Here is an 18,453-nt window from a genome sequence, read left to right as displayed (position 1 = left end):
TGACCCTGCATGACACTCACAGCGGCCCTCGACATCGGCGGCACCAAGATCGCGGCCGGCCTGGTCGACCCGGACGGTGAACTGGTCCATCGGTCGCAACTGCCGACGCCCGACGGGGACGCGGAAACGGTGTGGGGTGTGGTCGAGACGTTGCTCGCCGAGACCTCGCGGATTGCCGGTGGCGCGGTCACCGGCGTCGGCGTCGCCTCGGCCGGACCGATCCACCTGCTCAACGGCACCATCAGCCCGATCAACATCCCGCAGTGGCAGGACTTTCCGATTGTCGAGCGGGTGGCAGCCGTGACGCGGTTGCCGGTGCGGCTCGGCGGGGACGGGCTGTGTATGGCGCTGGGGGAGCAATGGCGTGGTGCGGGCCGGGGCGCACAATTCCTGCTCGGCATGGTGGTGTCGACCGGGATCGGTGGGGGTTTGGTCCTCGACGGGATGCCGTATGACGGCCGCACCGGCAACGCGGGGCACGTCGGCCACGTCGTCGTCGACCCCGACGGCGGTGAGCCGTGTACGTGCGGTGGGCACGGCTGCGTTGAGACCGTTGCATCGGGCCCCAGCATGGTGCGGTGGGCCCGGCGACAGGGGTGGACCGGTACCGATGCGAAGGCGCTGGGCGATGCAGCCGGCCTTGGAGATCAGTTGGCGCTCAAGGCCTTTGATCGCGGTGCGCGGGCGGTCGCGGCGATGATCGCGTCGGTGGCCGCGGTGTGCGACCTGGACCTCGTGGTGATCGGTGGGGGAGTGGTCAAGTCCGGGGCCCTGCTATTCGATCCGCTACGAAAAGCGCTGGCGCACTACGCCGGGCTGGACTTCCTGCGTGGGCTGCGCCGGGTGGCCGCCGAGCTCGGCGGCGATGCCGGCCTGGTGGGTGCGGCGGCCCTGGCCCGCGGCTGATCGCGCTGCTTCTGCATGTGGGTGCGGCCCCAGTCGCACAGCGCCTGCAGGACCGGCGCCAGTGTCATCCCGTAGTCGGAGATCGAGTAGTGCACGCAGGGTGGCACCGTCCCCGCGTCATGACGGTCGATGATCCCGGCGTCGACGAGATCGTGCAGATGCCGGATCAGCATGCGCTCGGTGATGTCGGGGATGCTGCGGCGCAACTCGGCGGTGCGCATCGGCCCGTCGGTCAACCGCCACAGGATCGTGCCCTTCCACCGGCCGTCGATGACCGACAGCGTCGCGTCGATCGGACACTCGCCGATCTCCTTCTTCGAAACCGCCATCGCTCTCCTTACTGACTAATTTGTCAGTACCTTGTTTTTTGTCAGCTTAGCGACCACTGTCGATGTATGGAAGAAGCGCTACAAATACTCGCCGTCGTCGTCCTCGGCCCACTCGTCGGCGTCGAGTTCGGCGTGGCCGCGTTCACCAACCCGATCCTGCAGCGGTTGCCTGACACCGCTTACCGGCAGGCTCGCGGCAGCGGAGGCCGGATCCTCGGGACGGTGATGCCGTTCTGGTACCTGGGCGCGGTGGGGCTCATGATCGCCGCGGCGGTCTGGAACCCGGCCCCGTTGCTCATCACCGCGATCGTGCTGATGGGTCTGATCGTCGTGATCACACTCACCACGCTGGTGCCGATCAACAACCGCGTCGCTGCCGGCTCCTGGGGTGACAGGGACAGTGACACCGACGTGGCGCATTTCCACGAGTGGGTGCGTCGCTGGGACCGTCTGCACTGGGTGCGAGTCGGACTGCTGGCGACGGCGTTTGTATTGCTGGTGGTCGCGGGCGCACGCTGACGCCGAGGGGTGACGCGTTTTGGCTGATCGGTAGGTGTTCGGCTACTCTGGTCGAGTTCCACCGAAGACCGTCGGTCACCAGTGAGCGCTTGCGCGAATTGGTTGAAGGTCCTGGATATCCGGGCGGCCCACGCAGGAGGACGAGGCTAGACCAGTTTCGTGCTGGGTATCTGTGCGCCCCGACCTGTCTGCGTCGGGGCGTTCGTCATTTCCGGGCCGGCACCCGGTTGGCGGTTCGAGGCGGGACGCCCGATACCCACCACAAGGAGGCATGCATGGCCAAGGCTGAAAAGGCCACGGCGGTTGCCGACATTGCCGAGCAGTTCAAGGCGTCGACGGCCACCGTCGTCACCGAGTACCGCGGGCTGACTGTGGCGAACCTGGCTGAGCTGCGTCGTTCCCTCGGCGACTCCGCCACGTACACCGTCGCCAAGAACACTCTGGTGAAGCGCGCTGCGTCCGAAGCCGGCATTGAAGGTCTCGACGAGCTGTTCGCCGGTCCCACGGCGATCGCGTTCGTCCAGGGTGAGCCCGTTGACGCCGCCAAGGCGATCAAGAAGTTCGCCAAGGACCACAAGGCGCTCGTCATCAAGGGCGGCTACATGGACGGCAAGGCGCTGTCCGTCGCCGAGGTCGAGAAGATCGCCGATCTCGAATCCCGCGAGGTGCTGCTCGCCAAGCTGGCAGGTGCCATGAAGGGCAACCTGTCCAAGGCCGCAGGCCTGTTCAACGCTCCCGCTTCTCAGGTGGCCCGCCTCGCCGCGGCGCTGCAGGAGAAGAAGGCCGGCGAAGAAGCCGCTTAACCGCACAATCCACCCACACATCTGTAAGAAAAATCAGGAAGGACCATCACCATGGCCAAGCTGTCCACCGACGAACTGCTCGACGCTTTCAAGGAAATGACCCTGCTGGAGCTCTCTGAGTTCGTGAAGCAGTTCGAAGAGGTCTTCGAGGTCACCGCGGCCGCTCCGGTCGCCGTTGCCGCTGCCCCGGGTGCCCACGCCGGCGGTGCCGCCGAGGCCGCCGAGGAGCAGTCGGAATTCGACGTCATCCTCGAGGGTGCCGGCGACAAGAAGATCGGTGTCATCAAGGTCGTCCGCGAGATCGTCTCCGGCCTGGGCCTGAAGGAAGCCAAGGATCTGGTCGACGGCGCTCCCAAGCCGCTGCTGGAGAAGGTCTCCAAGGAGGCTGCCGAGGACGCCAAGGCCAAGCTCGAGGCCGCCGGCGCCAGCGTCACCGTCAAGTAGTTCACCACTGGACTGCGAGAACCCCCGAATCCCCTCGGATTCGGGGGTTCTTTGCTGTTCACGCCGGATTGGACTGAAAGTGCACGGGGTATATAGGGACAAGCACGTGTGGGTGGTACGCCGTGCGCTATGGTGACTCAAGCCACAGGCCGCAGCAGGTGGCGGGGTGAGCCGTAGGCGGAAGGATCTTTGATGGGCGTCCAAATCGATGTGACGGGACTGAGTAAATCTTTCGGATCGTCAAAGATCTGGGAAGACGTCACGATGTCGATTCCCGCCGGCGAAGTCAGTGTGCTGCTGGGCCCGTCGGGTACCGGTAAGTCGGTGTTCCTGAAGTCCCTGATCGGCTTGCTGCGCCCCGAGCGCGGCTCGATCGTCATCGACGGCACCGACATCCTGCAGTGCTCGGCCAAGGAGCTCTACGAGATCCGCACGCTGTTCGGTGTGCTGTTCCAGGACGGCGCGTTGTTCGGCTCGATGAACATCTACGACAACACCGCCTTCCCGTTGCGTGAGCACACGAAGAAGAGCGAGAGCGAAATCCGCAACATCGTGATGGAGAAGCTCGAGCTCGTCGGTATGCCCAACGACGGTCACAAGTTCCCCGGCGAGATCTCCGGTGGTATGCGCAAGCGTGCCGGCCTGGCCCGCGCCCTGGTGCTCGATCCGCAGATCATCCTCTGTGACGAGCCGGACTCCGGTCTGGATCCGGTGCGTACCGCCTACCTGAGCCAGCTGCTGATCGACATCAACGCCCAGATCGACGCCACGGTGCTGATCGTGACGCACAACATCAACATCGCCCGCACCGTGCCCGACAACATCGGCATGCTGTTCCGCAAGCAGCTGGTCATGTTCGGCCCGCGTGAGGTGCTGCTGACCAGCGAGGAGCCCGTCGTCAAGCAGTTCCTCAACGGCCGCCGCATCGGCCCGATCGGTATGTCGGAGGAGAAGGACGAGGCCACCGCGGCCGCCGAGCAGGCCATGCTCGACCGTGGCCAGCATGACGGTGGTGTCGAGGAGATCGAGGGCGTGCCGCCGCAGCTGACCGCCACCCCGGGTATGCCCGAGCGCCAGGGCGTGGCCCGCCGTCAGGCCCGGGTGCGCGAGATCCTGCACACCCTGCCGCCGGCTGCCCAGGCCGCGATCCTCGACGACCTCGACGGCACCCACAAGTACGCGGTGCACGAGTTCGGTGACGAGCCGACGACGCGCCACCACCGCGTGGTCGAGGACGACGCCCCGACCGGCGCCATCGAAGTACCGCAGCAGACGCAGCAGAGCTGAGTTTCGTCAATCAGGCCGGGCCCGCGGGCCCGGCCTGATTTGTGTCGTGGAGCAGGAGCTGACCTGCGGCCGGAGCCCACGGGGCGGCGGTAGGCAGTCGGTCGGCGCGGGAACTGCAGTTCAGACAACATTTCGCCGCATGAAACCGCGCGTCACCCCTTGACGGAAGGCCCCGGACAGGCCAATCTGTTGGGCAGAATGCGTGAAGGGTTGAGGGACGCCAGCCAGCGCCGAGTGATCCGTTTCATGCAGTGGATGTGTGGTGGTCGAGGAATGCTCGTTGAATAACTGGCGGACGTGCGCTATCGTTGGACGTTGCGCTGGCTGCATCCTGCCCATCTCACCTGACCTGCACATCGTAGTTCTAGCCTGAGCATTGCTCAGCACCTAGTCCTTAGTGCCGTGCGTATGGGTTTCGGACAGGCTGAAGCAGGAAGTAGCCAGCCGAACCGACGCAGAATCGCGGCCTAACGGACCGGCAACCGGATTTTCGGAAGCGCTCCGGACAGTCGCATGAGGTGCTGGAAGGATGCATCTTGGCAGTCTCTAGCCAGAGCACAGCGAACGCTAACACCAATAACTCCGTCCCAGGAGCACCGAACCGAGTTTCATTTGCCAAGCTCCGTGAACCGCTTGAGGTTCCGGGGCTTCTGGACGTTCAGACCGATTCTTTCGACTGGCTCGTGGGTTCGGACGAATGGCGGCAGAAGGCCGTCGATCGCGGTGAGACCGACCCCAAGGGCGGGCTCGAAGAGGTGCTCGAAGAGCTCTCCCCGATCGAGGATTTCTCGGGCTCGATGTCGCTGAGCTTCTCCGACCCGCGCTTCGACGAGGTCAAGGCTCCGGTCGACGAGTGCAAAGACAAGGACATGACGTACGCGGCCCCGCTGTTCGTCACGGCCGAGTTCATCAACAACAACACCGGTGAGATCAAGAGCCAGACGGTCTTCATGGGTGACTTCCCGATGATGACCGAGAAGGGCACCTTCATCATCAACGGCACCGAGCGTGTCGTGGTGAGCCAGCTCGTGCGCTCTCCCGGTGTGTACTTCGACGAGAGCATCGACAAGTCCACCGAGAAGACGCTGCACAGCGTCAAGGTGATCCCCGGCCGCGGTGCGTGGCTGGAGTTCGACGTCGACAAGCGCGACACCGTCGGCGTGCGCATCGACCGCAAGCGTCGTCAGCCGGTCACCGTGCTGCTCAAGGCGCTGGGCTGGACCAACGAGCAGATCACCGAGCGCTTCGGCTTCTCCGAGATCATGATGGGCACCCTCGAGAAGGACAGCACCGCCGGTCCCGACGAGGCGCTGCTGGACATCTACCGCAAGCTGCGTCCGGGCGAGCCGCCGACCAAGGAGTCCGCGCAGACCCTGCTGGAGAACCTGTTCTTCAAGGAGAAGCGCTACGACCTGGCCCGCGTCGGCCGCTACAAGGTCAACAAGAAGCTGGGCCTGCACGGGAAGGACGGTGCCCAGTCGTTCACTTCCACCACCCTGACCGAGGAAGACGTCGTCGCCACCATCGAGTACCTGGTGCGCCTGCACGAGGGCCAGACCACGATGACCGTCCCGGGCGGCGTCGAGGTCCCGGTCGAAGTCGACGACATCGACCACTTCGGTAACCGTCGTCTGCGTACCGTCGGCGAGCTGATCCAGAACCAGATCCGCGTGGGCCTGTCCCGCATGGAGCGCGTCGTGCGTGAGCGCATGACCACCCAGGACGTCGAGGCGATCACGCCGCAGACCCTGATCAACATCCGTCCCGTCGTGGCGGCGATCAAGGAGTTCTTCGGCACCAGCCAGCTGTCGCAGTTCATGGACCAGAACAACCCGCTGTCGGGTCTGACCCACAAGCGTCGTCTGTCGGCGCTGGGCCCGGGCGGTCTGTCCCGTGAGCGTGCCGGCCTTGAGGTCCGCGACGTCCACCCCAGCCACTACGGCCGCATGTGCCCGATCGAGACCCCTGAGGGTCCGAACATCGGTCTGATCGGCTCGCTGTCGGTGTACGCCCGGGTCAACCCGTTCGGCTTCATCGAGACGCCGTATCGGAAGGTTGTGGACGGGGTCGTTACTGACCAGGTCGACTACCTGACCGCCGACGAGGAGGACCGCCACGTCGTGGCGCAGGCCAACTCGCCGACCGACGCCGACGGGCGCTTCACCGAAGACCGCGTCATGGTCCGCAAGAAGGGCGGCGAGGTCGAGTTCGTGGCGGCCGACCAGGTCGACTACATGGACGTCTCACCGCGCCAGATGGTGTCGGTCGCGACGGCGATGATCCCGTTCCTCGAGCACGACGACGCCAACCGTGCCCTGATGGGTGCCAACATGCAGCGCCAGGCGGTTCCGCTGGTGCGCAGCGAGGCCCCGCTGGTCGGTACCGGCATGGAGCTGCGCGCCGCGATCGACGCCGGCGACGTCATCGTCTCGGAGAAGGCCGGCGTGGTCGAAGAGGTCAGCGCCGACTACATCACCGTGATGGCCGACGACGGCTCCCGGCACACCTACCGGATGCGCAAGTTCGCCCGGTCGAACCATGGCACCTGCGCCAACCAGCGTCCGATCGTGGACGCCGGGCAGCGGGTCGAGGCCGGCCAGGTCGTCGCCGACGGTCCGTGCACCGAGAACGGTGAGATGGCCCTGGGCAAGAACCTGCTCGTGGCGATCATGCCGTGGGAAGGCCACAACTACGAGGACGCGATCATCCTGTCCAACCGTCTGGTTGAAGAGGACGTGCTCACCTCGATCCACATCGAAGAGCACGAGATCGATGCCCGCGACACCAAGCTGGGCGCCGAGGAGATCACCCGGGACATCCCGAACGTCTCCGACGAGGTGCTGGCCGATCTCGACGAGCGCGGCATCGTCCGCATCGGTGCCGAGGTCCGCGACGGCGACATCCTGGTCGGCAAGGTCACCCCGAAGGGTGAGACCGAGCTGACCCCGGAAGAGCGCCTGCTGCGTGCCATCTTCGGTGAGAAGGCCCGTGAGGTTCGCGACACCTCGCTGAAGGTGCCCCACGGTGAGTCCGGCAAGGTCATCGGCATCCGCGTGTTCAGCCGCGAGGATGACGACGAGCTGCCTGCCGGCGTCAACGAGCTGGTCCGCGTGTACGTGGCCCAGAAGCGCAAGATCTCCGACGGCGACAAGCTCGCCGGACGCCACGGCAACAAGGGCGTCATCGGCAAGATCCTGCCCGTCGAGGACATGCCGTTCCTGCCCGATGGCACCCCGGTGGACATCATCCTGAACACCCACGGTGTGCCGCGTCGTATGAACATCGGCCAGATCCTGGAAACTCACCTCGGGTGGGTGGCCAAGGCCGGCTGGAACATCGATGTTGCCGCCGGGACGCCGGACTGGGCGGGCAAGCTGCCCGAGGACCTGTACTCGGCCCCGGCCGACAGCATCGTCAGCACCCCGGTGTTCGACGGCGCCCAGGAAGGGGAGCTGGCCGGCCTGCTCGGCTCGACGCTGCCCAACCGTGACGGCGACGTCATGGTGAACGCCGACGGCAAGGCGACGCTGTTCGACGGCCGCAGTGGCGAACCGTTCCCGTACCCGGTGACGGTCGGCTACATGTACATCCTCAAGCTGCACCACCTGGTGGACGACAAGATCCACGCCCGCTCCACCGGCCCGTACTCGATGATCACCCAGCAGCCGCTCGGTGGTAAGGCGCAGTTCGGTGGTCAGCGGTTCGGTGAGATGGAATGTTGGGCCATGCAGGCCTACGGCGCGGCCTACACGCTGCAGGAGCTGCTGACCATCAAGTCCGACGACACGGTGGGCCGCGTGAAGGTGTACGAGGCCATCGTCAAGGGCGAGAACATCCCCGAACCCGGTATCCCCGAGTCGTTCAAGGTGCTTCTCAAGGAGCTGCAGTCGCTGTGCCTCAACGTCGAGGTCCTGTCTTCTGACGGTGCTGCGATCGAGATGCGTGACGGTGACGACGAGGACTTGGAGCGTGCCGCTGCCAACCTCGGAATCAACCTGTCCCGCAACGAATCCGCATCTGTCGAAGACCTGGCCTAGTCAAGTTTCAACACCCGCAAGGGGAAAGGGAGTTACGTGCTAGACGTCAACTTCTTCGATGAACTCCGCATCGGCCTCGCCACCGCGGACGACATCCGTAACTGGTCCTTCGGCGAGGTCAAGAAGCCGGAGACCATCAACTACCGCACGCTCAAGCCGGAGAAGGACGGCCTGTTCTGCGAGAAGATCTTCGGACCGACTCGCGACTGGGAGTGCTACTGCGGCAAGTACAAGCGCGTCCGCTTCAAGGGCATCATCTGTGAGCGCTGCGGCGTCGAGGTGACCCGTGCCAAGGTGCGTCGTGAGCGGATGGGCCACATCGAGCTGGCCGCACCCGTCACGCACATCTGGTACTTCAAGGGTGTCCCGTCGCGGTTGGGCTACCTGCTCGACCTGGCCCCGAAGGATCTGGAAAAGATCATCTACTTCGCGGCCTACGTGATCACCTCGGTCGACGACGAGATGCGCCACAACGAGCTGTCCACGCTCGAGGCCGAGATGGCCGTCGAGCGCAAGGCCGTCGAAGATCAGCGCGACGCCGACCTGGAGGCCCGGGCCCAGAAGCTCGAGGCCGACCTGGCCGAGCTCGAGGCCGAGGGTGCCAAGTCCGACGTGCGCCGCAAGGTGCGCGACGGCGGCGAGCGTGAGATGCGTCAGCTCCGCGACCGGGCCCAGCGTGAACTGGACCGGCTCGACGAGATCTGGACGACCTTCACCAAGCTGGCCCCGAAGCAGCTGATCGTCGACGAGGTGCTCTACCGCGAGCTGCAGGACCGCTACGGCGAGTACTTCACCGGTGCCATGGGCGCGGAGTCGATCAAGAAGCTCATCGAGACCTTCGACATCGAGGCCGAGGCCGAGTCGCTGCGCGAGACCATCCGCAGCGGCAAGGGCCAGAAGAAGCTGCGTGCGCTCAAGCGTCTGAAGGTCGTCGCCGCGTTCCAGCAGTCGGGCAACTCGCCGCTGGGCATGGTGCTCGACGCCGTTCCGGTGATCCCGCCGGAGCTGCGTCCGATGGTTCAGCTCGACGGTGGCCGCTTCGCCACCTCCGACCTGAACGACCTGTACCGCCGCGTGATCAACCGCAACAACCGGCTCAAGCGACTGATCGATCTGGGCGCGCCCGAGATCATCGTCAACAACGAGAAGCGCATGCTTCAGGAGTCGGTCGACGCGCTGTTCGACAACGGCCGTCGTGGCCGTCCGGTCACCGGGCCGGGCAACCGTCCGCTCAAGTCGCTGTCCGATCTGCTCAAGGGTAAGCAGGGCCGCTTCCGTCAGAACCTGCTCGGTAAGCGCGTCGACTACTCGGGCCGTTCGGTCATCGTGGTCGGTCCGCAGCTCAAGCTGCACCAGTGTGGTCTGCCCAAGCTGATGGCGCTGGAACTGTTCAAGCCGTTCGTGATGAAGCGTCTGGTCGACCTGAACCACGCGCAGAACATCAAGAGCGCCAAGCGCATGGTGGAGCGTCAGCGTCCCCAGGTGTGGGATGTCCTCGAAGAGGTCATTGCCGAGCACCCGGTGCTGCTGAACCGTGCACCTACGCTGCACCGCTTGGGTATCCAGGCCTTCGAGCCGCAGCTGGTGGAAGGCAAGGCCATCCAGCTGCACCCGCTGGTGTGTGAGGCGTTCAACGCCGACTTCGACGGTGACCAGATGGCCGTGCACCTGCCGCTGTCGGCAGAGGCGCAGGCCGAGGCCCGCATCCTGATGCTGTCGTCGAACAACATCCTGTCCCCGGCATCGGGCAAGCCGCTGGCCATGCCGCGTCTGGACATGGTGACCGGTCTGTACTACCTGACCACCCTCGTCGAGGGGGACAAAGGCGAGTACGTGCCGGCCGCCAAGGATGCCGCCGAGCAGGGCGTCTACAGCAGCCCGGCCGAGGCCATCATGGCGCTCGACCGTGGTGCGCTGTCGGTGCGCGCCAAGATCAAGGTGCGGCTGACCGATGCGCGTCCGCCGGCCGACCTCGAGGCGCAGTTGTTCGAGAACGGCTGGAAGCCGGGGGACGCCTGGACCGCGGAGACCACGCTGGGCCGGGTGCTCTTCAACGAGCTGCTGCCCAAGGGCTATCCGTTCGTCAACGAGCAGATGCACAAGAAGGTCCAGGCCCGGATCATCAACGATCTGGCCGAGCGCTTCCCGATGATCGTGGTGGCGCAGACCGTCGACAAGCTCAAGGACGCCGGCTTCCACTGGGCCACCCGTTCGGGTGTCACGGTCTCGATGGCCGACGTGCTGGTGCCGCCGCAGAAGCAGGAGATCCTGGAGCGGCACGAGGCTGAGGCCGAGGCGATCGAGCGCAAGTACCAGCGCGGCGCGCTGAACCACAACGAGCGCAACGAGTCGCTGGTCAAGATCTGGCAGGACGCCACCGAAGAGGTGGGTAAGGCGCTGGAGGAGTACTACCCGGCCGACAACCCGATCATCACGATCGTGAAGTCGGGCGCCACGGGTAACCTCACCCAGACCCGCACCCTGGCCGGCATGAAGGGTCTGGTGACCAACCCGAAGGGTGAGTTCATCCCGCGCCCGATCAAGTCCTCGTTCCGTGAGGGCCTGACGGTGTTGGAGTACTTCATCAACACCCACGGTGCCCGTAAGGGTCTGGCCGACACCGCGCTGCGTACCGCCGACTCGGGTTACCTGACCCGTCGTCTGGTGGACGTCTCGCAGGACGTCATCGTGCGCGAGACCGACTGTGAGACCGAGCGCGGCATCATCGTCACGCTGGCCGAGCGCGGTCCGGACGGTTCGCTGATCCGCGACGCCCACGTCGAGACCAGTGCGTTCGCGCGCACCCTGGCCACCGACGCCGTCGATGACAAGGGCAACGTTGTCATCGAGCGCGGCCATGACCTGGGCGACCCGGCCATCGACGCGCTGCTGGCGGCCGGCATCACGCAGGTGAAGGTCCGCTCCGTGCTGACCTGCGCCTCGGCGTCCGGCGTGTGTGCCAAGTGCTACGGCCGCTCGATGGCCACCGGCAAGCTGGTCGACATCGGCGAGGCCGTCGGCATCGTCGCCGCCCAGTCCATCGGTGAGCCCGGTACCCAGCTGACCATGCGTACCTTCCACCAGGGTGGTGTTACCGGTGGCGCCGACATCGTCGGTGGTCTGCCGCGTGTGCAGGAGCTGTTCGAGGCCCGTATTCCGCGGAACAAGGCGCCCATCGCCGACGTCGCGGGCCGGGTCCGGCTGGAGGAGAGCGACAAGTTCTTCAAGATCACCATCGTTCCCGACGACGGTGGCGAGGAAGTTGTCTACGACAAGCTCTCCAAGCGTCAGCGCCTGCGCGTGATCACCCACGAGGACGGCTCCGAAGGCGTGTTGTCCGACGGTGACCACGTCGAGGTCGGTGACCAGCTGATGGAAGGCTCCGCCGATCCGCACGAGGTGCTGCGTGTCCAGGGCCCGCGCGAGGTGCAGATCCACCTCGTCAAGGAGGTCCAGGAGGTCTACCGGGCCCAGGGTGTGTCGATCCACGACAAGCACATCGAGGTCATCGTCCGGCAGATGCTGCGTCGCGTCACGATCATCGACTCGGGTTCGACGGAGTTCCTGCCCGGCTCGCTGACCGAGCGTGCCGAGTTCGAGTCGGAGAACCGTCGCGTGGTGGCCGAGGGCGGCGAGCCCGCGGCCGGACGTCCGGTGCTGATGGGTATCACGAAGGCATCGCTGGCCACGGATTCGTGGCTGTCGGCGGCGTCGTTCCAGGAGACCACCCGCGTGCTGACCGATGCGGCGATCAACTGCCGCAGCGACAAGCTGCAGGGTCTGAAGGAAAACGTGATCATCGGCAAGCTGATCCCGGCCGGTACCGGTATCAACCGTTACCGCAACATCCAGGTGCAGCCGACCGAAGAGGCCCGCGCTGCGGCGTACACGATCCCGTCCTATGAGGATCAGTACTACAGCCCGGACTTCGGCCAGGCCACCGGTGCTGCGGTGCCGCTGGACGATTACGGATACTCGGATTACCGCTAGCGCGTAGCTGCGCGAGCAGACACAGATGTCCCCGCACGCCCGGCGTGTCGGGGACATCTGCGTCTGGTCGGCAAGTTATCCCCAGGCTGCGCGGCCGGAAACTTTCGCAGCGGTGGAAGTGCAATGACTATCAGAGGGTGTTCATCGATGAGGTGTTCGCCGTCAACGGTGGTGTGGCCACCCACCGACAGCTGATGGAAGTGATGTCGCGAAAGGCCCTCTCTAGACTTGGCGGGGTGCTCATCGGTTCGCATGTAGACAACACCGACCCATTGGCCGCGGCTGCCGCCGACGGGGCCGACGTCGTCCAGTTCTTCCTCGGCAACCCGCAGAGCTGGAAGAAGCCCAAGCCCCGTGAGGACGCCGAAGCTCTCAAGGCGTCGACCGTGCCGTTGTACGTGCATGCTCCGTACCTGATCAACGTGGCCTCGGCCAACAACCGGGTCCGGATCCCGTCGCGCAAGATTCTGCAGGACACCTGTGGCGCGGCTGCCGAGATCGGGGCGACGGCGGTGATCGTGCACGGTGGGCATGCCGATGACAACGACATGGAGGCCGGGTTCGAGCGCTGGGCCAAGGCGCTGGACTACCTGAACACCGACGTGCCGGTGTACCTGGAGAACACCGCCGGCGGCGACCACGCCATGGCCCGGCATTTCGACACCATCGCCAGATTATGGGACAGCATCGGGGACAAGGGGATCGGTTTCTGCCTGGACACCTGCCACGCCTGGGCGGCGGGGGAGGCCCTGATCGACGCGGTGGACCGGATCAAGGCCATCACCGGGCGCATCGATCTGGTGCACTGCAATGATTCTCGCGACGCGGCCGGTTCCGGCGCCGACCGGCACGCCAACTTCGGTGCCGGCCAGATCGATCCGCAGTTGCTGGCCGCGGTGGTCAAAGCGGCCGACGCGCCGGTGATCTGCGAGACCGCCGAGGCCGGACGCAAGGACGACATCGCCTTCCTGCGCGAGCACGCCGGCTGACCGCATTAGAGAACCTGAACCGTTTTCAACCGCGTCGTGACGTCTAGGTGAACTAACGTCACCTCTGTGACCGCGGTTGACGACTCGGTAACCGACGAGGCCCCTGACGAAGCGTCAGCGCCATGGAGCACCGACACGCGTGCTCGCCGGCTGCGCATGCTGCGGTATGCGGCGATTCTGACGTGGGCCGCGGTCGTCGTCTACCGCACCGTCACCGACGGCTTCGCGTTCAACCGCGAGCTTTTGCTGCTCTACATCGCCACCGGCCTGCTGGCCGCCAGCATCGGCCAGGGGCGCCGGATGCTCTACGTGATCCGGGATTGGTTGCCGTTCGCTGTCGTGCTGGCCGCTTACGACCTCAGCCGCGGCGCGGCCACCCTGGTGGGGCGGCCGACGCTGTGGCACTGGCAGGTCGATGCCGATCGTTGGCTGTTCTTCGGCACCGTGCCCACGGTGTGGTTGCAGGAGCGGTTGAAGCAACTGCACCCGCCCTGGTGGGAAGTGGTGATCAGCACGGTCTACATGTCGTTCTTCATCCTCCCGTACGTCGTGGCCGGGGTGCTCTGGCTGCGTGACCGTGAGGAGTGGAAGCGGTTCGTGCGGTTGTTCGTCGGGTTGTCGTTCGCGGCGCTAGCCATCTACGCGCTGCTGCCGGCAGCACCGCCGTGGGCTGCGGCGCGCTGCACCGCCGACGACGGCGACGGCGGACCGTCCGGACCCAGATGCATGTTCCGCTCGGCGCGGGAGGCCGCCGACGGCGGTCTGCTGGGCGCCATGCAGGACAGCCAGAACGGCGCTCACGACTGGATCGAACGGATCGTCACGCGTGGCTGGGGCAAGCTGAACCTGCACACCGCCACGGCTCTGATCGATCAGGGCCAGGCCAGCGTGAACCTGGTCGCGGCGATCCCGTCACTGCACGCGGGCCTGACCGCCGCGGTCGCGGTGTTCCTGTGGAACCGGGTCAACCGGGGCTGGCGGCCGTTTTTGGTGGCCTATCCGCTGATCATGGCCTTCACGTTGGTGTACACCGCCGAGCACTACGTGATCGACATCCTGCTCGGCTGGGCTTTGGCGGGGGTGGTGCTGTTTGCGCTCCATCGTTACGAAGCGCGGAGGATGCGGACTTCGGTGGCCGATCCCAAGGTAGCGGAAGACCTGCTGAAGGATCCCGGCCCGGAACCGGCGGGCACATCACGCTGACCGGCCGCATCGAGTAGTGCACTACGCGTGCTGATCGAGACCGGTGGAACTTACGCTCACCTGCATCGCCGAGCGGGTGAGGAGGCAGATCGTGATCACCACCGAGGCGCCGCGAGCGACGCCGAAGCCGTTGCCCCGCATCGATGCCGTCCGGCCGGTCGGGGGACCGGTGTGGGTGGCGTGGCGGGAAGGCACGTTGACCCGCGCCTACGAACTGGAGACGTTGACCGACTTCCTGGCCCAGACCAGCTCACGCGACGTCGATGCCGCGCTGTCGAAGGCGATCAAATGTCACCTCAACGCGGCCAGAGACGCGGCGACGGGTCGTAAACCCGAGTTGGGCAGGCGAATATGCCTGTCGCGCAACGGTCCTCTGCTCGAACGCGCGATGAGCAACCTCGATGCCGCCGAGGCGCAATTGCTCAACCTCGCACCCGCGGACTATCTGCTGGGTCAAATGCCCTCGCTCACCCGGCACGTGCAGCGTCATCTCCGCTCGAGCGATCCGGGGCGGCAGGAATTCGAGCGCTTGGTGCGCAACGTGAACACCGACCGCGCAACGGCGCTGGAGAAGGTTGACGCCGCGCGCGACCAGATCGTGGCGACGGTGCGGGCGGCCAGCTCGGCGGCATTACGGGAGAACATCCGGTTGCGCAGTTTCCGCAACATCGTCGTCAGCACCACAGTGCTGCTGTCGATGTTGGTGGTGGCGCTTGCGGTGATCGGCCTGAGAAACCCGACGTTGATGCCGCTCTGTTTCGCGCCGCAGGACGCCTCCGAGCAGATGGTGGTGTGCCCGACCAACCAGTCCGCACCGTTCACCCCGCTTCGGGCCGGGGCGCCGGGCAAAGGAATCGACATCGACGACGTCGTGGCAGATACCGCCAAACCCACGGACATCATCGTGGTCGAGCTGATCGGTCTCGTCGCCGCGGCGATTGCCGCGGCAGCCGCGATCAGTCATGTCCGCGGCTCGTCGGAACGCTATGGCATCCCCGTGGCGCTGGCCGCGCTCAAGTTGCCGACGGGCGCGTTGACGGCGTTCCTCGGGCTGCTGCTGATGCGGGGCCAGTTCGTGCCGGGTTTGAATGCGCTGGACACCTCGGCCCAGATCCTGGCCTGGGGCCTGGTGTTCGGTTATGCGCAGCAGTTGTTCACCAGGCTCATCGATCAACAGGGGCAGTCGGTGCTGAACGGCGTACGCGGGGCCGACAACGTGCCGCCGCCGCGAAAGGCGCCGACTCCTTGAGCCGTGGCATTACAACTATTGTGCGGTTGTCGGAGATTTGTAACACTGGGTGCATGGTCGATACTCACGTCGTCACCAATCAGGTCCCCCCACTGGAGGACTACAACCCGGCTACCTCGCCCGTGCTCTCCGAGGCCCTGATCCGCGAAGGCGGCCAGTGGGGCGTCGACGAGGTTCACGACCTGGGCGCCATCAACGGCAGCGCGCAAGCCCAACGCTGGGGTGAGCTGGCCGACCGCAACCGGCCGGTGCTGCACACCCATGACCGTTACGGGCATCGGGTCGACGAGGTGGAATACGACCCGGCCTACCACGAGCTGATGAATGTGGCCGTCACCCACGGCCTGCATGGTGCCCCGTGGGCCGACGAGCGCGAAGGGGCGCACGTGGTGCGCGCCGCCAAGATGTCGGTGTGGACCGTCGAGCCCGGGCATGTCTGTCCGATCTCGATGACCTACGCCGTGGTGCCCGCGCTGCGGTTCAACCCGGAATTGGCCGCGACCTACGAGCCGCTGCTGACCAGCCGGGTCTACGATCCGGAACTCAAGCTCGCCACGACGAAGGCTGGAATCACCGCGGGCATGTCGATGACCGAGAAGCAAGGGGGCTCCGACGTCCGCGCCGGCACCACCCAGGCCACCCCCAACGGCGACGGCACCTACCGCCTCACCGGGCACAAATGGTTCACCTCGGCCCCGATGGGTGACATCTTCCTCGTGCTCGCGCAGGCCCCCGGCGGACTCAGCTGTTTCTTCCTGCCGCGCATCCTGCCCGACGGCACCCGCAACCGGATGTTTCTGCAGCGGCTCAAGGACAAGCTCGGCAACCACGCGAACGCCTCCAGCGAGGTCGAATACGACGGCGCCACGGCCTGGCTGGTCGGCGAGGAGGGCCGCGGTGTGCCGACCATCATCGAGATGGTCAACCTCACCCGCCTGGACTGCACGTTGGGCAGCGCCACCAGCATGCGCAGCGGTCTGACCCGCGCCGTGCACCACGCCCAGCATCGAAAGGCCTTCGGCGCCTACCTGATCGACCAGCCGTTGATGCGCAACGTGCTCGCCGACCTGGCGGTGGAGGCCGAGGCCGCGACCATGCTCGCGATGCGGATGGCTGGTGCCACCGACAAGGCCGTCCGTGGTGACGAGCGGGAGGCCCTGCTGCGCCGCATCGGTCTGGCGGCCGGCAAGTACTGGGTGTGCAAACGCGCCACACCACACGCGGCCGAGGCGATGGAATGCCTGGGCGGCAACGGCTACGTCGAGGATTCTGGCCTGCCGCGGTTGTATCGCGAAGCGCCGCTGATGGGTATCTGGGAAGGCTCGGGCAACGTCAGTGCGCTGGATACCTTGCGCGCCATGGCAACCCGGCCGCAAAGTGTCGAGGTGCTGTTCGACGAGCTCGCCCAGACCGCTGGACAAGATCCGCGGCTGGACCGCCACGTCACCACACTGCAGACCGACCTGGGTGACTTCGAGACCATCCAGTACCGCGGTCGCAAGGTGGCCGAGGACATCTCGCTGGCGCTGCAGGGCGCGCTGCTGGTGCGGCACGGCCATCCGGCGGTGGCCGAGGCGTTCCTGGCCAGCCGGCTCGGCGGGCAGTGGGGTCAGGCGTTCGGCACCCTGCCGACCGGGCTGGACTTGGCACCGATCCTCGAGCGAGCGTTGGTCAAGGGGTGACAGTTGCGCTGCCGAGCAGACGCAAACCCGCCCGAAATCACCCAATAGAGTGCGGTTTTATGTCTGCTCGCGGGGAGAACGTGGGGGCAAAGGGGAGCTAGTGGACGTCGACAATCTCAAGACCATGACCTACGAGGTCACCGACCGGGTCGCACGAATCACCTTCAACCGTCCGGAAAAAGGCAACTCGATCGTCGCCGACACGCCGCTCGAGCTACAGGCCCTGGTGGAGCGGGCGGATCTGGACCCCAATGTCCACGTGATCCTGGTGTCCGGCCGGGGCGAGGGTTTCTGCGCCGGATTCGACCTGTCCGCCTACGCCGACGGGACCGGTGAGGCCGGCGGAGCCCGGTATGACGGGACCGTGCTGGCCGGGAAAACCCAAGCGATCAACCATCTTCCGGACCAGCCATGGGACCCCATGGTCGACTACCAGATGATGAGCCGATTCGTGCGTGGCTTCTCCAGTCTGATGCACGCCGACAAGCCGACCGTGGTCAAGATCCACGGCTACTGCGTGGCCGGTGGCACCGACATCGCACTGCATGCCGACCAGGTGATCGCTGCGGCCGACGCCAAGATCGGCTATCCGCCGATGCGGGTGTGGGGTGTTCCGGCCGCCGGACTATGGGCCCACCGGCTCGGCGATCAACGTGCCAAACGTCTTCTGTTCACCGGGGATTGCCTCACCGGAGCACAGGCGGCGGAGTGGGGTTTGGCCGTCGAAGCACCGGCACCCGAAGACCTCGATGAACGCACCGAGCGGCTCGTCGAGCGCATCGCGGCCATGCCGGTAAACCAGCTCATCATGGCCAAGCTGGCGTGCAACACCGCACTGCTGCAACAGGGGGTGGCGACCAGCCGGATGGTCAGCACCGTGTTCGACGGCATCGCCCGGCACACTCCCGAGGGGCACGCGTTCGTCGCCGATGCGGTTCAGCACGGCTTCCGCGAAGCGGTGCGTCACCGCGACGAGCCGATGGGTGACTTCGGACGCCGGTCTTCCGGGGTCTGA

General features: G+C 65.9%; 13 protein-coding genes. 12 read left to right on the top strand and 1 reads right to left on the bottom strand.

The annotated features are described in order from the left end of the window. Nucleotides 1–9: 9 nt before the first annotated feature. Nucleotides 10–906 (top strand): ROK family protein, encoded by an 897-nt coding sequence (locus A5733_RS23440; RefSeq protein ID WP_076241833.1) that lies wholly within the window; start codon nucleotides 10–12, stop codon nucleotides 904–906. On the opposite strand, the gene A5733_RS23435 is transcribed toward A5733_RS23440, so the two are convergent. Continuing rightward, nucleotides 807–1,235: a helix-turn-helix domain-containing protein gene (locus tag A5733_RS23435; protein ID WP_076241832.1), complete on the bottom strand. Its 429-nt coding sequence runs from the start codon at nucleotides 1,233–1,235 to the stop codon at nucleotides 807–809. The two genes, A5733_RS23440 and A5733_RS23435, sit on opposite strands and share 100 nt — an antisense overlap. 66 nt (nucleotides 1,236–1,301) lie before the next feature. On the opposite strand from A5733_RS23435, the gene A5733_RS23430 reads away from it, so the two are divergent. The 11 genes from A5733_RS23430 (at nucleotide 1,302) to A5733_RS23380 (ending at nucleotide 18,453) form a co-directional block, all read left to right on the top strand. Next, entirely contained in the window at nucleotides 1,302–1,754 is a 453-nt protein-coding gene (locus A5733_RS23430) for a DUF1772 domain-containing protein (RefSeq protein ID WP_076241831.1), read from the top strand. 275 nt (nucleotides 1,755–2,029) lie between these two features. Next, nucleotides 2,030–2,557 (top strand): 50S ribosomal protein L10, encoded by a 528-nt coding sequence (gene rplJ, locus A5733_RS23425; protein ID WP_067765391.1) that lies wholly within the window; start codon nucleotides 2,030–2,032, stop codon nucleotides 2,555–2,557. 51 nt (nucleotides 2,558–2,608) lie between these two features. Continuing rightward, nucleotides 2,609–3,001 (top strand): 50S ribosomal protein L7/L12, encoded by a 393-nt coding sequence (gene rplL / locus A5733_RS23420; protein WP_076241830.1) that lies wholly within the window; start codon nucleotides 2,609–2,611, stop codon nucleotides 2,999–3,001. A 192-nt stretch (nucleotides 3,002–3,193) separates the two neighbouring features. Continuing rightward, the gene (locus A5733_RS23415; RefSeq protein WP_067765384.1) at nucleotides 3,194–4,288 is read left to right on the top strand and encodes an ABC transporter ATP-binding protein; all 1,095 of its coding nucleotides are present in this window, start codon (nucleotides 3,194–3,196) and stop codon (nucleotides 4,286–4,288) included. A gap of 518 nt (nucleotides 4,289–4,806) precedes the next feature. After that, nucleotides 4,807–8,325 (top strand): DNA-directed RNA polymerase subunit beta, encoded by a 3,519-nt coding sequence (locus A5733_RS23410; RefSeq protein ID WP_067765381.1) that lies wholly within the window; start codon nucleotides 4,807–4,809, stop codon nucleotides 8,323–8,325. Between the two features lie 36 nt (nucleotides 8,326–8,361). Continuing rightward, complete coding sequence (locus A5733_RS23405; protein WP_067765378.1) at nucleotides 8,362–12,315, top strand: DNA-directed RNA polymerase subunit beta'; 3,954 nt, start codon at nucleotides 8,362–8,364, stop codon at nucleotides 12,313–12,315. Between the two features lie 236 nt (nucleotides 12,316–12,551). Next, nucleotides 12,552–13,304, top strand: a complete 753-nt coding sequence (locus A5733_RS23400) for a deoxyribonuclease IV (protein ID WP_076241886.1) — start codon at nucleotides 12,552–12,554, stop codon at nucleotides 13,302–13,304. A gap of 66 nt (nucleotides 13,305–13,370) precedes the next feature. Then, complete coding sequence (locus A5733_RS23395; RefSeq protein WP_369830963.1) at nucleotides 13,371–14,507, top strand: phosphatase PAP2 family protein; 1,137 nt, start codon at nucleotides 13,371–13,373, stop codon at nucleotides 14,505–14,507. Nucleotides 14,508–14,598: 91 nt separating this feature from the next. Beyond that, nucleotides 14,599–15,756, top strand: a complete 1,158-nt coding sequence (locus tag A5733_RS23390) for a hypothetical protein (RefSeq protein ID WP_231965553.1) — start codon at nucleotides 14,599–14,601, stop codon at nucleotides 15,754–15,756. A 53-nt stretch (nucleotides 15,757–15,809) separates the two neighbouring features. Further along, nucleotides 15,810–17,438 (top strand): acyl-CoA dehydrogenase family protein, encoded by a 1,629-nt coding sequence (locus tag A5733_RS23385; protein WP_076241829.1) that lies wholly within the window; start codon nucleotides 15,810–15,812, stop codon nucleotides 17,436–17,438. A 100-nt stretch (nucleotides 17,439–17,538) separates the two neighbouring features. Then, nucleotides 17,539–18,453: a crotonase/enoyl-CoA hydratase family protein gene (locus A5733_RS23380; RefSeq protein ID WP_076241828.1), complete on the top strand. Its 915-nt coding sequence runs from the start codon at nucleotides 17,539–17,541 to the stop codon at nucleotides 18,451–18,453.

It is taken from the genome of Mycobacterium sp. NS-7484, from assembly GCF_001953975.1.
In the GTDB taxonomy this organism is placed as follows: domain Bacteria; phylum Actinomycetota; class Actinomycetes; order Mycobacteriales; family Mycobacteriaceae; genus Mycobacterium.
The sequence above is the reverse complement of the archived record's forward strand: the minus strand, read 5'-3'. Positions and strand labels throughout refer to the sequence as shown.